Below are 13,902 nucleotides of genomic sequence, written 5' to 3' on the forward strand. Positions count from 1 at the left end.
GGGGCGCATATCGCTGCTCGATCTTGGAGAGTCTTATGAAAATACAGATTCGACGCCCTCCGCTTCGGTCCATTTGATTTTGGATTGCGAATCCACTGAGCGTTTGTCTATTCATTAACGCCACCGAAGCTCAAGCTTTTTATTAAGTCTGATCGAAACTTGGAAGGCAAAATCGTGGCGACCATGCTGTCATCGCAAGGGTATACTCGTCGCTACGACATCGCCCACCTTCCTAGGAAGCATCACTCTTGCCCAATCTTTGCATCATCAATGGTACCGTGGTTCTGCCAGACCGGTTACTTCACGACGCGTTAGTCGTTTGCCGTGATGATCACATCTCCTACGTCGGTACGGCCCGCTCTCGTATTCCCGCGTCAGCGGAGATCATTGATGCGAAAGGCGGATTCATCTGCCCCGGCTTCATTGACATTCACATTCATGGTGGTGGTGGCGCCGATGTAATGGATGGCACCAAAGAAGCGGTCACCACCGTATGTCAGTCTCATGCTGCGCACGGAACGACGACGTGCTTTCCGACAACCAGTACGGGGACGGATGATCAGATTCACGCAATGCTGGCTGCGTGCAGCGAGGTTCGCGATGAATGGTGTGTCGATTCGGGTAGCAAAATCGGCGGCGTGCACCTTTACGGTCCCTACTTTGCCAAAGACAAAGTAGGCTGTCATAACCAGTCGGTTTGTCGTGTCCCTAAGGCAGCCGAGTTTCGCAGTTATTTCAGAACGGGCATTGTGCGAGTGGCGACCTGCGCTGCGGAACTCCCAGGCGCCGGTGCCTTCTATCGCTATGCGACAAAACTTGGCTGCTTGGTGACCTGTGGGCATTCCAATGCGAGTTGGAATGAAATGGATGCTGGATTTGCGAACGGTATGCGGCACGTCGATCATTTTTGGTGTGCGATGAGTAGCGTGTCGTCAGTTCGCAAGCGACTGGGTGTTCCGATGCAAGGCAGTATGTTGGAGTACGTTTTGTCCAATCCCGAAATGAGCACTGAGGTGATCGCCGATGGAATGCACCTGTCGCCTGAATTGCTGAACTCTGCTTGGCGAATGAAGGGTAGCGAGCGATTGTGCCTGGTAACCGATTGCAATCGCGCGTTGGATATGCCACCAGGCCGATACCGATTCGGCCCTCGATCCGACGGTTCCTGGTTCACGAGCGATGGCAAAGTCGGTTGGGCGTCCCTTGGTTCGAAAGACTCGCAGGGCTCACTGGCCAGCGCCGTAATGGGCATGGACCACATGATTCGAACGATGCACAAACAGGGGGCCGTTCCGCTTCACGAAGCCATTCGCATGGCAACATTGACGCCTGCCGAACGAACAGGCATCGACAAAGAAGTCGGAAGTTTATCCAAGGGCAAGCAAGCCGACATCGTCCTGTTAAGCAAATCGTTAAAAGTAAAACAGGTCTACATCAACGGCAAACGCTGCTCTGCTGCGGCGCCAATCCCGTCATGACGATAAGGGTCAAGCCCGAACATTGCGTTAAAACGCAACGAACCACTATTGGAAGCGGATCACATATTCGACCCCAAGCCCCAAGCTGGATTCGTCCCCGACACGGAAGCCGTTGTAACGTTGTTCCGCCACGACATACCACTCATCGACCACTCGCACGCCCAGCTGCATTTCTTCAACCCAGGTGCTTTGGGTTGCACCGTGATGGTCAATGTTGTGATCGGCAAACCCACTTACGTAAACGCGGTCATCGAGCAGCTCGGGAAAGACTTTCCAAATCAACACGTGCTCGATCTGCCACTGCGTGCCTACGCTGTGATCGAACTGGGCTCCGTAGAACGCGATCCAGTATCGGATGCCGAGACTCTTTAGCGGCGCGTTGATCAGTGGAGTGTCGTGAGCCGCCCAACGAGGACCGAATCGCAAAGCATCATTGCCACTGGAAGTACGAAGTAGTGCCTGAGCCGCGAACGCCAATGGGAGTTCCCAGTCCGGTGTCCAACGCAGATTTTGTTCCGTCAACAGACTGGCCGTCTCTTCAAGTTCCTTGCGGGACGGATCACGTCCGAAGTTGGAAAGGCTGAAGTACTGGAACCCGTGCGGCAGATTGGCGAGCGCGTTGATCGTCAGCGAATTATCGGAATCGACTGACGTGTACGGATACAAATTGAAATCAAGGAAACCTGTATTCGATTCGGGCTTCCTGATCGTTAACGGCGTAGGCTTTTTCTCAAGTTCCCGATAAGTCTCACTGCTGATCAGCTCGCTGAAACTGGGCTGCATTGAGGGCGGATCGAAGTTATCACCGGTTGACGGAGACTGGTGCCGATCCAGAATCGAATCCGTTACCAGCAAGCTGCCGAGTCCAAAGTCAGGATCCGCCGCCTCGATTTGTTGAACGCACAACACGACGAGCAGCAAACATCGCATTAGCGAAAACGGCACAATGTGAGTCTTTCGTTTACGCTTGTTGCCCATGGTTTTCTCATCGACCGACGCGCAACGGCAGAAGTGGCAAAGTGAGACGTTTCTTAAAACTTTTGCTCACGAACTGATAACCGGCGTCCTTTTGAGCATCTCGTTTTTCCACCATCGAAGCGGGGGATTCAGAATTAGCGGGCGTCACTTCCATTCACCCATGACCCGGCGGCAAGGCTGAGCATCTCATGCGGGGGAGGGCAGGGCGGTCGCAATGTGAAGGTGTCAGTGTCAAAAAGTGCGACTGAGGCTACGATTTAGCCTCGACCTTGCAAAACGTCGATTCAATATTCGTTTAGCAACGACGTCAACGAAGTACGTCCAGCCCTTTAGATCGATCACGGCAGCCGGAAGCGTTTTCGACGATCCGCAGTCCATTTTTCTCGTATCCGCAATCCTATGCCAGAATCATCGAGCATCCCACTTGCTCAAGCCGATCAACCGTTTCGCTTTTTAAAACAGTTCAACTCGGAAGAGTTTGCAAAGAAAACATCCTGTCGAGATCGACTGCGGCAATCGGATACGCGATGGTTTCCAGGCGAATACCTGTCTTCCGTTTTCGCTCGGGAATTGTGCGAACGCCAAGCAATCCCGTTTAAGGAAGTCTTGGAGAGCTTTGAGTTTTTCGCTTGTGTGCGAAAACACATTCGCTGCCCATCGGTCGCTGATTTGTGTTGCGGCCACGGCCTGGTTGGGGTTCTGTTTGCGATGTTCGAACGAGACATCGAACACGTTTGCCTTTTGGACAAAGTCCGCCCCAAGAGTTTCGATCTGGTACTTGCCGCTGCACAAGCGGTCGCCCCTTGGACCAGCGATAAGATCACGTACGTGGAAGCTCCGCTGAAGCGGACTCTCGATCACATCGAATGGGGGACCGCGATTCTCGGCGTCCATGCTTGTGGCACACGGACTGATCAATGCATCGAGCACGCGATTACACTTCGCAGTACGGTAGCATTACTACCATGCTGCCGGCGACATCGCTTGCACCCGTCACCGGAGTGTCTGAAGAATGTTTTCGGTGCCGACATTGCGATCGACGTCGATCGCACCTACCAGATGCATGCAGCGGGCTATCATGTTCGCTGGGACTATATATCCCCGCAAATCACGGAGATGAACCGGGTCTTGATCGGGCGACCGTTGAAGGACGCTGATAGTATGGCTGATCCATTACCTGGGTAGGGTGCGGGCTAGAACGTACCCTACTTTTCAATAGCGGGCTATTTTCCCGCGATCAAGTGCGCGGACTCTCTGGCGATCGCGAGCTCTTCGTTTGTAGCAACGACTAGCGTGCGAACCGCGGCCGACGGGTCGCTGATATCCGCCACACAATCGACTAGCTCAGGCGAGTCATTGGCGGCTGGATCAACGACGATGCCAAGGTGCGCTAGCGGAGCAGCCACAAGCTTGCGAATTTCACTTGAGTGTTCTCCTACGCCCGCGGTGAATATCAAGGCGTCCAAACCGCCGAGAATTGCTAAGTAGCTACCAATCATCTTCTGAATTCGTCGGACGTAAATATCAATCGCAAGAGACGCCGCCGAATCACCTGATTCACGTCGCACCAAGATTTCTCGCATGTCCGCTTCGCCACAAAGGCCCAGTAAACCACTCGCTTTGTTTAACAAGTGGTCGACAGCATCGGCGGACATCCCAGCCGATCGAATCAGGTGCAACGGCACGGACGGATCGATGTCGCCACAGCGAGTTGCCATCACGAGTCCCTCTAGCGGCGTCATGCCCATGGACGTGTCGACCGCCACTCCATCAATAGACGCAGCGGCACTAGCACCGCCGCCGAGATGAAGCGAGACAATCCGAACCGGAGACTTGAGGCCTAGCCGATCGATTGCGCGCCGTGTTACGAAGCGGTGAGATGTCCCGTGGAAACCGTACTTCCGGATGCCATGGGCTCGGTAGACGGGTTCCGGGATCGCATACCGATAAGCGGCTGGCTGCAATGTGCTGAAATAGGCAGTGTCGAAGACCAGAACCTGTGGCAAGGGGAGGTCGAGACGATCAATCGCCGCAACAACCGATCGGGCGGACGGGTTGTGCAAAGGAGCCAATTCGTCAAGCGATTTCAAGTGTTTCAAAACGCCAGCATCGACCACCGTGGGCTCGGGGTAGCTATCGCCGCCCTGAACAATGCGGTGGGCAATCGCGGCCAACTTTGGTGCATTCGAAGGTAACGCAGGTTCAGAACGGGCCAACAATCCGGCCTGTTCCAGCACACACCGAGCGGCGGATAGATGATCGGGCGAGTCCCCACCAACCTGACCGATGCGGTCGACCAAGCCCTCGTAGAGACGCATGCCAGTCGAAACATCAATACATGCAAACTTCAGTGTGGTTGACCCGACGTTGAAGACGAGAATGTTCATGAATCGAAACCTTCGTCATCGTGATTCGGAACCGGATCCAGCGGGATGGACTGCGAAGCCTGGGCCTGTACCGCGGTAATCGCAACCGTGTTGACGATATCGGCCACGGTACAGCCTCGCGATAGATCATTGACTGGTCGTCGGAGCCCTTGCAGAACAGGACCGATCGCCAGTGCGTTAGCCGATCGCTGCACCGCCTTGTAAGTGTTATTGCCCGTATTGAGATCAGGAAAAACAAACACCGTCGCCCGACCAGCAACTTGGCTGCCTGGTAACTTGGTCGCGGCAACGCTGGGGTCGATCGCTGCGTCGTACTGCAAAGGCCCTTCGACCAGCACTTCGGGGCGAGCCTTTTTCAACATTGCCGTGGCCGCTCTTACCCGTTCTACATCTTCACCCTGCCCACTCTCGCCGGTTGAATAGGAAAGCATCGCAACACGCGGCTCAATCCCAAACTGGGTAGCCGTGTCGGCACTGCAACTGGCGATTTCGGCAAGTTGTTCTGCCGTGGGATTTGGAATGACCGCACAATCACCGTAAACCAAGACGCCACTTTTCAAACACATCAAGAACACGCTACTGACGCAGCCGATCCCGGGACGCGTCTTGATGAACTCGAACGCGGGCCGGATGGTTGCGGCGGTGGTGTGCATGGCACCGGACACCATGCCAGCGGCGAGACCACGACGCACCATCATTGTGCCGAAATAGCTAACCTCTTGCATAAGGTCACGAGCAACGTCTCGGGTTAGCCCTTTTTGCCGCCGCAATTGGTAGTACTCTTCAACGAACGAAGGCAACAACGGGCTCGACGGCGGGTGAATGATCTGGACCGTAGGCGGCCCCACGTTTTCCCAATCGCGGTCATCGGTGAAGTCGCCGGATCCCAATTGATCGAGTTCGGGCAACATCACGCCGACTTGGCTTGCCGCACTACGAATTTCAGCGGGGTCGCCCAGTAACACGATGTCAGCCACATCGCGGCGACGAAGCACGTCGACGGCCTGCAGAATACGCGGGTCATTTCCTTCCGGCAAAACGATTCGGACGCGTTTTTCACGAGCCCGCTGGATCAATGAGTGCTCGAACAACATCGGTGTAATGCGTTGCACACCAGGTGCCTCGAGTCGTCGAGCAAGGTCGTCCGTATCGATGCTGCGTTCAAACACACCAAGTGCCGACTCGATCTTCCGAGGCGAGTGCTCACCAATTTCCGCTCGCACTTTCGATGCCATCGTCGCGGCGGTGAAAGTATCAACCTTGGTTGTCAGGATCGGTAAACCACTGGTCGGATTGACCATCCGTCGAACTGCAAGTGGTGGCAACAGACCTCCGGTTAGCACGATCCCGGCTGGCGAAGGGCTGTCAGCATGTAGACTTGCCAATGCGCATCCGATAACAATGTCGCTTCGATCTCCTGGTGTGATGACCAGACTCCCCGCTTGCATGCGTTCAAGAAAATCCGGCAACAACATCGCGGCAACCTTCAGTCGGGCTACCTCACGATCAAACGTCGATTCGTCCCCGCCAAGGACCGAGGCCCCAAGTCCCACTTGGATCTCGCGGACGGTCGGTTGCCGCAACAGCGGTTCTTCAGGCAGCATGTAGATCGGTGCGGTACCCGCCAAGCCGGCGGACTTGTATGCCGCGTCCAGTGCGTTCCGCTGTTCCGGTGACACTTGGTTGACGACCGTCGCAAGTAGCTGGCCGCCGTGATCGGTCAGTGAATCGTTGCCAATCCGGATCGACTGCACGCTCTCTTCCACCGATTGCCCGGCGGCGGAATAGACCGACATGATCGCGCAGCCAAGATTGACTGCGATGTCGGCGTTCAGCTCAAACTCGATTTCAGTCGCGAGTCCCTGAAAGCTGGTGCCTTCGACGATTGCGAAATCGGCCTTCTCCTGCAGCGATTTGAACTTCTGCTGAATCCGCTGAATCAACGAGTCATAACGATCCTCGGCGAGCATCTGGCGTGCTTCCTTGCGGGTCACACCAAACATCTGTTGAGGCGATACCGCTAGTTGATAGCGTGATCGCATTAAGCAAATACTTTGATCCTGGTCAGCAGAATCTCGCACCACTGGCCGAAAGAAGGCAACGCGATCAAAGCGACGCATCGCGAGTTCCATCACGCCAAGGGCAACCATCCGCTTACCTGTCGCGTTCTCGTTGGTTGCTAAATAGAGGCTATCGGGCATGTTGAGATCGCGTCATTGAAGGGGAATCCAATTCGTAGGTGCCGTCGTAATTGCTGCTCTGGCTTACAACGGCTTGCCGCAAAGGTTGGGGGTGGGACCAAGTCGATCACTTCCCTTGGCAGCAGTGGGTTTTCGCTGAATTCATGTGGTCGTAGCCGACATCAGGAACAAATGTCGCACAGCAATCTGTGACCAAAACCATACTCTATACATCGAAATGCACATTTGCTGCAATATTCGATTTTGTCTCGGCGTTGCGTCATGCAAGCTTAGCGGTATCAGACAGTGAGGCCGGCTTTTGGAATTTCCAGAGGAAACGCTTCGTTAGCGACAAACCACATCGCGGAAATAATCGACGCGAATCTTTTCTAGCAGGGCAGGGCAGTGGTCCATACGAAAGCCCCCCATCGTCATCCTAGTCCTGCCTCAACAACCGGACGACAAACGATTGCATTTCGGATTGCTGACGGCCCCTAACCAAATGCAACCGATGCCCCCAACAGCAACCCAAGCATGCTTTCGTTTTTGCGACCACCGGATTTGCTGACTTTTGAACTCGGACTGCCTGCAAGGGAGTGGATGGTCCGAATCGGTGCGCCGCTGTTGATGCGTACCGATCCAGAGTTGGCGCTCTATGGACGCTACCTGATTCCTAAGCGGTTAATGGACGAAGGGGCGTCAGTTTCGGTTCGTCGAACTCGAACCAACACTACAAGACCAGCACAAACGGAAGAGCTAACCAATGATCAACCAGTCACGCTGTCCCGCCACCAAACCTTCCTTGCGCTTCTCAAATGACATGGCAGGAACGACGCGTTGCACATTGGCTTATGAAACCGTGTCGCTGTCAGGGCAGCACAAACAATGCAAATGTGCCGTAAGTTGATGCAACGAACAAGCGACATCGATCTTTGCAACCTAACAAAAATTGCATCCATCAATGCTACCTCATTGCTTGTTGCTCATCTCTTCCAACAGGTCCGTTTGGACTTGTTGTATTTCCAACAAGCGTTGCCATTGGTGAGTCAACAACAAATCCATCTTGGAATGCAAGTGACGAATTTCCAGTTCCGCTTTCAAATTCACTCGGTAATCGTTGTCGGCATTCAGTCGGTCTTTCTCGTTCTGTCGATTCTGGCTCATCATGATGATCGGTGCTTGAACCGCAGCCAAGCATGACAACACGAGGTTCAACAAAATAAACGGATAGGGATCGAACGGCTTGGCAAACAAGGCGACTGAATTGATGCATATCCAAACGATCAATACGCCGGCAAAGATCAAAATGAATGGCCAACTGCCACCAAAACTTGCGACCTTATCCGCCAAACGCTGACCAACGGTCATGGTGACATCGACGGCATCATTTAGATTTTGCGTCATCACATCGTGTTCACGCAAACTGGCGATCACGTCGCGTTCCAAAGTCGACAGCTCACCACGTTCTTGTTCCATGACATTCTGGACGTACAGACTGCGGTAGTGATTCAGATCCCCATGACAAATGTACGCGTCCGCGCTCCACTCAGGATGCTCAGTCGCAATCCGTTCCGCCACAAGCGGACGAACAAATCGGCCCGGTGTTAAGTCCGACAGCGAAAACGGCTTGCCGCAAACAACGCAGTTGACTTGATCGTGGGGCATTTCATTCTCGCAGGGGCGTCAAAAGAAGGTTTTGCATAGCGAAATCAGCATCGCATACAGTCTCGTCGCTTTTGGGGCAGGGCACTAGCGTGCGGGCAATCGGATGTCGATTCAATTTCGCCGCCACTAAACCGCCTACGCTAAGTCGAACAGCATCAGTTCAGCGTGGCTATTGGTTTCTAACGACAACAAACCTTCATCGCTCATTGCAACGGCGTCACTTGTTTCCAAGTTTTGGCCATTCACATTGACTGATCCACGAAGCACTTGCAGCCATATGTGCCGGTCGACGGGAATTTCATAGGTCAACTGATGGCTAGGTTCCAAATCAGCAAGAAAGATGCTCGCGTCTTGGTGGATCAGCAATGAACCATCGTTCGCTTGACGCGAAGCAACGAGCTGAAACTGATTCTGGCGTCCGGCTGAATCAAACTTCTTTTGCTCATAGCTGGGATCGATCCCCTTACGCTCCGGTAGCAACCAAATTTGATAAAAGTGAGCTGGCTTATCTGCCGCGGGATTGAATTCGCTATGAGTGATGCCGCTGCCAGCGCTGATCCGCTGAAACTCGCCAGGCTGCAGGACTTCACCGTTGCCCATGGAATCTTTGTGCTGAAGCTTTCCATCGAGCACATAGGACACAATTTCCATGTCACGATGGGCATGGGTACCGAAACCTTGGCCTGCCGCAACACGGTCTTCGTTCATAACACGGAGCGATCGAAACCCCATGTGTTGAGGGTCTTGGTAGCTTGCGAAAGAAAACGTGTGGTAGGAATTGAGCCAACCGTGATCAGCATGGCCTCGTTCGCTGGATCTTCGGATAGAGATCATGATTTCTCGCCTCAGTCTTGTCTACATGTAAACTAAATGGATAAAAAAAGTAGTCAGCGGCATAGCAGTCGCGCTATGAATGGCTTCGCGTGGCACCGCGTCCCTCACCGAGACCAACCGCGAACGCTTCGGGCTATTTGGATTTAAGTTGCGATGGTTAAGTTTTTGACCATTAGCAAACGGTCAAAGATTGACGGGACTAAAACGCCGACGCAATTTGCTGAGCTTGCTCGATCGCTGAGGCTTCAGTCGCCGCCACTTCGCCGGGTGCAGCCAAAGTCGGTTCAACGACCACGGAGAAAATTTCGCTAAAACCGAAAAAGGCTAGAATCTGTTCGATGTATGGCTTTTGGTGGTCCATCCCCGACCCGTCGGGGCCATAGGCACCGCCGCGTGCAAACACAACGGAAGCTGGTTTTCCGGTTACCAAACCGCTGTACCCGCTCGCTGGATCAAAGCTAAACGTCTGCCCCGGTTGAGCGATAACATCGATGTAGTGCTTTAGCTTATAGGGAATGCCAAAATTCCACATCGGAACGCTCAACAAGTACTTATCGGCGGACTTGAATTCGTCGCAAACGTCCACAACCGCTTGCCATGCCTTTGCCTGATCGGCATCGAAACCTTCGCCATGCAGAACTTGATACTTGGCATCAATGGTGTATCCATCAAATTCGGGAAGAGCCCTTTGCCAAAGATCGATCGTGGCGACTTCGTCGTCAGGATTTGCCGTTTTATAGGTATCAACGAATGCGTTAGCAACGTTTATCGATTTTGAGCGAGCCTTGCGAGGCGAGGATTCGATGTAGAGCAATTTGGCCATCTTGAAGTTCCTTTATTGAAACACGAAAACGAAACGAGACACGGTTGAAAGATCGATGTGCGAGGCTAAACGCCTTAGCAATGGTCGATATCAGGTATACCTAACACCGGCCACAATCTTACATGTAAACTATTTAAAAGCAGAAATCACTCGCCGATACCAGACCTGACAGACTGAAGAATTAGAACCAGCGTTTTCAGATCGGTTTTGGACACATTAGAAAGCAATGAAGCGTGAAGATCTAAGACCGGTACGTCCAGTTTCTTCAACAACCGCTTAGCAGCCGACGTTAGATTGATCTCGAACACCCGTCGATCGCTTTTCGATTGCGTCTTCGTGACCAGTTCTAGCTTAAGCAGTTGATCCACCACACGCGTGATTGCAGGTGCGACCTGAATCATCCGCTCGGCAATTTCGAGGCAGGGCAGGGGAGCGCCTTCACCTCGAAGAATACGCAGTACGTTGTACTGGGTCGGCGTCAAACCATACTCACGAAGGAGACGCGCAAATCGATTTTCGAGCAAGTCGCTGGTCCGCATAACGGCCAAGGTCGCCTCCTGCTCAACGGAATCGAATGGACCGCGTTTTTTCAGTTCATCTTGCAAACTCGATGCCATCGTTCCCTCAATTTATAACCAGCCCAATTCATTCCCGTCTCACGCAATAACATTACATGTAAACCATCTGCAAGTCAAGACCAAGCATCCTGCGGATGACTTACCTCGCTTCAGTTTCAACTTCGTTTTATGTTGACGGAACCGAAAAGACTGCGATTAGCAACACGTGCGAAGACCCTTGATATGAAAGCGACTCACTTTGAAGAATCGCTAAACCGAGCAAGACAGTTTCTCCGGTAACGACAGAGACACCGGCCCCTAGCATACGTCTAAGAGGAACCTACGGTCGTCTCAAAGGTCGATCCGTAGTATGAGAAACCTACTGAGCCCCCATTGCATCTGATAACGAGAGAGAGAAATTGAAACCAAAGTCTTGCAGCATCCCAGTGGATTCGCTTTCCAAACGACATTTGGCCGTGCTGTTTTTCCTCGCCATTGGCCTTCGCCACAAAAGCCTCGGTGGCAGGCATTCGTGAAGGATGATCCGCAGGAAAACACGATGGCAAAGGACCAACAACTATTTTCCCATGCAAAATATTCTCGCCACCCTACAACTTCCTGTTTTGACGTGACGGCGAAGGCTTACGGCGGTCAAGCCTTTCAGCTGATCGCTGCAAAGATCGAAGAGACAGACCGTATGCTTCGGAACGATTCAATTCTCGAGCCCGAAGATGCAGGTGAAAGAAATGAATCGAACAAGGTAAGTCGAAGCAAACTACCGGTTGTACAACACGGACTGCGATCAGTTCTTTAAAACTGGCCATGTCCGGGAGCTAACACAACTGTCCCCAAAACGTGAACTTTCGATTACAGATACCCCCAGCTTCCCAAAACCGACACGTGCAGCAACCATTCCGTTTTCGGTCGGTATCCGCAAGTCACGCTCCTATCAAGAAGTACCGCAAGCTTCAACAAGTCAGGCAATGAACATGAAAAACTATCTAGCGGTCTTGGCCCTGCCACTGACATTGAGTGTCTTCGTGAACTCCGTTCCCGCAGACACATCGCACACAGACGACGACCGCTCCGCGAATCTCACGACAGCAATCATTCCAGCTGCGATTATCACCGTTGAGCCGACGACGACTCGAGCGATCGAGGGCATCGCTGAACTCGAACGGCATCGATACTTCACAATTTGCGACGATGGCACAGGCTTTGAGCAGCGACTCGGCAGCGAAGAACGATATCGATATTTGGTTGACGAACTACAAGTCAATTTCGGACGACGACTCGGGCCCATCAAACGCTGGTCTGGAACGGTCAAGCCCGATACAGGCCGCCCGGGATACGCTGACCTATCTACTTTGGCAAAGGACTCCACACCCCCAGCATCTCAAAAATTTCAAAACGATTTCCCCAATGGCCTCGATGTGGCAGCTCACGGTTCACCGGGTGCGTATCCCGCATACATGGGCAAGTTCGAAACGAAAGAGTCCGCCAGCGATCCCAAGCATCCTCAGTTTATCTCCGAAAACACAGCCGCTTCCGCAGACCTTGCTGCCACCGTCTTCCAAGAACGGTACTCCGACTTCAATCGTCCGCGATATTTCGAACCCATCAACGAACCCCATTGGTCACTGGTAAAAACCCAAGAACTGGCTGATTGGCATGTTGCGATGCACGATCACTTCGAACGATCGTTGCCCAATGTCCAAGTAGGCGGTCCATGCTTACCGACCTGCTATTTCTATCGCAACCGCTACCGCAGCTTCGACGGACTGAAGAACTTCATGACGATGACCGATGGCAAGCTCGACTTCTATTCGTTCCATGTCTACGACTACCATCGCTGGCAAAACAATCAATTTAAGGGACGAATGCAGTCGGGACTTCCGCTGGAAGGCACGCTGGATCTATTTCAAAACCATGCCGTCAATGAATATGGACGCACCATGGATGTCGTGGTCAGCGAACAGGGCGGCTACATCGGTAGCCAACCCAAAGGCGACTACGACGGAGATTTGGTTTCGACCGAGATTTTGTCGCTGGTCGATCCGGATGCCGACCCGACGACTTGGCAATACGAAATGCGAAAACGGTCCATCGTCAACTTTGGCTGCATCAGCAGCTTTGTTGCCAACACGCTTGCGTTCATGGACCATCCGCATACCGTCCAGAAGTCGGTTTGCTTTACTCAGGTCAATACGTGGAACTGGGGCCCGAAATATTATGCCCAGATGTTTGTGCCGTATCAATACACCGACAAAGAACGCTGGGTCGAAACGGACATGACCAAGTTTTTCAAGTTGTTCCGCGGGGTGGATGGACGACGCGTGAAGGCGATCTGCGACACGCCTGACCTGCAAACGCGTGCATTCGTCGACGGCAGCAAAACTTGGCTGGTGATTAACAACCTCAGCAACACCGACATCCCCGTCCAATTGGCGGGACTGACCTCGCCCCAAATCTCGATCCGTCAACTTGGCCGCAATGCAGATTACACCACGGCATATTCCGAAGAGACGTTCGTCACTCCGCAAGAGCTACTCGTTCACGGGCGACAATCGATCGTCATTGAAGCGGACTTTGGAACGCCGATTCCAACCGCCCGTCAGATAAACGAAATTGCCTGCTACGGTGACAAGATTATACAGCCAATGCAGAACGCGTCATTTGACATCACCGTGCCGCTGGACCAAACGATCGACTATGCTCAATTACGAATCGGACTGACCCGATCCCCCGACGCCGACCGTGAGCCGATCGTAAAGCTGAACGGTAAACGTCTCGATGTTCCAAACGAGCTTTGCTCGGATCGACTGACTGACCTCGAATATGCGAGCACCAAGCTAATACCAGTAGACCCGGCGGACTTGAAATCCAAGAATACCGTCACAATCGAATTCGAGGACGGGGCCGACGGAGCGATTGGCAGTGTCGTCCTTCGGATCGCTCGCGATGCGGACAAGTAGCCGTGCGTTTGGAGCCCTATAGAAT

At 53.1% G+C, this 13,902-nt stretch carries 11 protein-coding genes; 4 read left to right on the forward strand and 7 right to left on the reverse strand.

Annotation, left to right across the window (positions count from 1 at the left end; all coding sequences use genetic code 11):
* Positions 1-248 precede the first annotated feature (248 nt).
* Positions 249-1,478, forward strand: coding sequence for an N-acetylglucosamine-6-phosphate deacetylase (locus ACR3ZL_RS20750; protein WP_473651188.1), 1,230 nt, complete (start codon positions 249-251; stop codon positions 1,476-1,478).
* Positions 1,479-1,523: 45 nt separating this feature from the next.
* Here ACR3ZL_RS20750 and ACR3ZL_RS20755 read toward each other — a convergent pair whose 3' ends face one another.
* Positions 1,524-2,456 (reverse strand): hypothetical protein, encoded by a 933-nt coding sequence (locus ACR3ZL_RS20755; RefSeq protein WP_473651187.1) that lies wholly within the window; start codon positions 2,454-2,456, stop codon positions 1,524-1,526.
* 399 nt (positions 2,457-2,855) lie between these two features.
* Between ACR3ZL_RS20755 and ACR3ZL_RS20760 the strand changes: the two genes are divergently transcribed.
* Positions 2,856-3,641 (forward strand): methyltransferase, encoded by a 786-nt coding sequence (locus tag ACR3ZL_RS20760; protein ID WP_473651186.1) that lies wholly within the window; start codon positions 2,856-2,858, stop codon positions 3,639-3,641.
* Positions 3,642-3,679: 38 nt separating this feature from the next.
* Here the strand turns inward: ACR3ZL_RS20760 and ACR3ZL_RS20765 are convergent, their stop codons facing one another.
* Both ACR3ZL_RS20765 and pta read right to left on the reverse strand, forming a co-directional pair.
* A complete protein-coding gene (locus tag ACR3ZL_RS20765; protein WP_486172929.1) occupies positions 3,680-4,843 on the reverse strand; it encodes an acetate/propionate family kinase in 1,164 nt (387 codons plus the stop codon).
* Complete coding sequence (gene pta, locus ACR3ZL_RS20770; protein ID WP_473651184.1) at positions 4,840-7,044, reverse strand: phosphate acetyltransferase; 2,205 nt, start codon at positions 7,042-7,044, stop codon at positions 4,840-4,842. The genes ACR3ZL_RS20765 and pta overlap by 4 nt, the downstream gene beginning before the upstream one ends.
* 513 nt (positions 7,045-7,557) lie before the next feature.
* Between pta and ACR3ZL_RS20775 the strand changes: the two genes are divergently transcribed.
* Complete coding sequence (locus ACR3ZL_RS20775; RefSeq protein WP_486172930.1) at positions 7,558-7,842, forward strand: hypothetical protein; 285 nt, start codon at positions 7,558-7,560, stop codon at positions 7,840-7,842.
* A gap of 150 nt (positions 7,843-7,992) precedes the next feature.
* Here the strand turns inward: ACR3ZL_RS20775 and ACR3ZL_RS20780 are convergent, their stop codons facing one another.
* From ACR3ZL_RS20780 to ACR3ZL_RS20795, 4 genes are all read right to left on the reverse strand, one after another.
* On the reverse strand, positions 7,993-8,688 hold the full coding sequence (locus tag ACR3ZL_RS20780; protein ID WP_473651182.1) for a DUF1003 domain-containing protein: 696 nt from the start codon (positions 8,686-8,688) through the stop codon (positions 7,993-7,995).
* Between the two features lie 135 nt (positions 8,689-8,823).
* A complete protein-coding gene (locus ACR3ZL_RS20785) occupies positions 8,824-9,522 on the reverse strand; it encodes a pirin family protein (RefSeq protein WP_473651181.1) in 699 nt (232 codons plus the stop codon).
* 199 nt (positions 9,523-9,721) lie between these two features.
* Entirely contained in the window at positions 9,722-10,345 is a 624-nt protein-coding gene (locus tag ACR3ZL_RS20790) for an FMN-dependent NADH-azoreductase (protein ID WP_473651180.1), read from the reverse strand.
* 146 nt (positions 10,346-10,491) lie between these two features.
* A complete protein-coding gene (locus ACR3ZL_RS20795) occupies positions 10,492-10,962 on the reverse strand; it encodes a MarR family winged helix-turn-helix transcriptional regulator (protein WP_473651179.1) in 471 nt (156 codons plus the stop codon).
* A 929-nt stretch (positions 10,963-11,891) separates the two neighbouring features.
* Here ACR3ZL_RS20795 and ACR3ZL_RS20800 point away from each other — a divergent pair.
* Positions 11,892-13,877, forward strand: coding sequence for a beta-agarase (locus tag ACR3ZL_RS20800; RefSeq protein WP_473651178.1), 1,986 nt, complete (start codon positions 11,892-11,894; stop codon positions 13,875-13,877).
* Positions 13,878-13,902: the final 25 nt, after the last annotated feature.

Source organism: Rhodopirellula sp. J20-39 (assembly GCF_057365095.1).